Annotated in this window: 1 protein-coding gene; it reads left to right on the top strand. The window is 30.2% G+C overall.

What is annotated here, in order from left to right; genetic code table 11:
• The first annotated feature begins 80 nt into the window (after positions 1-80).
• Positions 81-1,049 carry a hypothetical protein gene (locus BUB82_RS11655; RefSeq protein WP_073193799.1) on the top strand — a complete coding sequence of 323 codons (969 nt, stop codon included), beginning with the start codon at positions 81-83 and terminating at the stop codon, positions 1,047-1,049.
• The last annotated feature ends 223 nt before the right edge of the window (positions 1,050-1,272 follow it).

Here is a 1,272-nt window from a genome sequence, read left to right as displayed (position 1 = left end):
CATTGCTCGAAATTTTTTACTTTTAAGAAAGCAAAAGTTGCGGCGAACAAGTCCGCGCATTTCAACCCGCAACTTTTCATATGCAAACCGTTGTGCGTCATTTAACCACTCATTCAAAAATGAACAATAATTTATATTCTTCAGTTTACAGAAATCTTGAACGAGAGCTTGTTAGCTTATCGAATTTAATTCATATAAATGACGAGCAACTTAAAATTTATTCAATTAAAATAACCGAATTACTAATACGAACAGTTGTAGAAGTTGAATCTATTTCAAAGGAACTTTATTTTGCAAATGGTGGAGAAAAAGACGATGACAAAGATTTATTTTTTGATACTGATTGTATCCAGCTTTTAGAAGATAAATGGAAATTGAGTAAGAAAGTAATTTTCGTTTCATCACCCAATTTATATTTTGAAATTGATGATAATAAAGTGCTTAATCCATTAAAAAAAGCAAATAAAAGAGGTTCTAGTTCTTCTGATTGGCTAAAAGCATATCAAGCTGTAAAACACAATAGAGGCAAAAATTTAAAGAAAGGAAACTTAAAACATTTAATACGTGCTTTAGGTGGATTATACATCTTAAATGTTTATTATCGAGATACAATATTCCAATTGGAAAAAGATGGAACTGGAACAAATTTCGATTCAAGTTTAGGTTCGGAATTGTTTTCAGTAAAACTTCACGTTAGTCAAACCATAAGTATCGATAAAGATTATACTCTAAATCCAGATTTCGATGAATGTATTTATCTGCTTAAAGCGACTGATAAAACAAGAGAAGATGTTCAAAAATCTCTTAAGCTAATTAATGAAAAGACTAATGAAAGAGTTAAAAATAATCTAACCAAAGAAATACAAAAGCACTTGTCGACCATAAAAGGTTCTGATAAAGAGGAGGTAGAGAAGAATTTAAAAGATGTGGTTAGCAAAATCAGAAGTGATATACAAATACAAGTTGCTAAAGAAAATGGATTAAAACTAAAGCAAACCTTTGAAAATTTGAGGTACGAAGGAATAATTAATAAACAACAATTTGAATAAAAAACGAACGCACAACAATGGCTATAAGTAATTGCTTGTTCTCGTCTACTTCTGAAAATCCTCGCGGATTTTCAGTTTGGTGTGTACTTGCAAAGTTAAGTGCTAAACCACGCAACTACTCATAGCCGAGACCGTTGGCAATAATGTAAAATGAAAAAAATAATAACATTTATAATTCTGATATTAGCAATTAATTCAGTGACTTCACAAAACCGAAAAAACT

The organism is Psychroflexus salarius, assembly GCF_900129035.1.
Taxonomy (GTDB): Bacteria; Bacteroidota; Bacteroidia; order Flavobacteriales; family Flavobacteriaceae; genus Psychroflexus; species Psychroflexus salarius.
This window is presented reverse-complemented; position numbering and strand designations above follow the sequence as displayed.